At 61.9% G+C, this 381-nt stretch carries 1 protein-coding gene; it reads left to right on the forward strand.

Annotation, left to right across the window (positions count from 1 at the left end):
* Positions 1-381: hypothetical protein (locus tag A8O26_RS30050; RefSeq protein WP_172828234.1), on the forward strand; the 381-nt coding region annotated here is incomplete at both ends.

A 381-nucleotide genomic window follows, 5' to 3' on the forward strand; every position in this document is an offset into this window, starting at 1 on the left:
GCGATGTGCTCGGCCAGCGGGGCGCTGACGCTGGTGCACATGTTCGAGGCCGCGCGGTTCGTGCCGATTGGCGACACCCCGGTGACCCTCGAACCGGTGCTTGCCGATGTCGGCGGTGTGCTGACTTTCGGCGAGCCGCGGCACTACACCATCGGGCCGAGTGGCATTCTGCAGGTGACCGACTGCGATCGGGGCCAGCGTTATCGCATCACCTTCTTTCCCGATGTTTCCAGCGACCATGTGCAGACGTTGTACGCCTCCTATCAGGGAATCATCGATGGCCTGGAGGGCTGGTTACGCAATGAATGGAGCGGGTTTCAACCGCTGTGGGCGGAGTTTTCCAGCGCCGGGTTTCTTGATCGCTACGGTCAACTGCAACAA

The organism is Pseudomonas fluorescens (assembly GCF_001648775.1).
Classification (GTDB): domain Bacteria; phylum Pseudomonadota; class Gammaproteobacteria; order Pseudomonadales; family Pseudomonadaceae; genus Aquipseudomonas; species Aquipseudomonas fluorescens_M.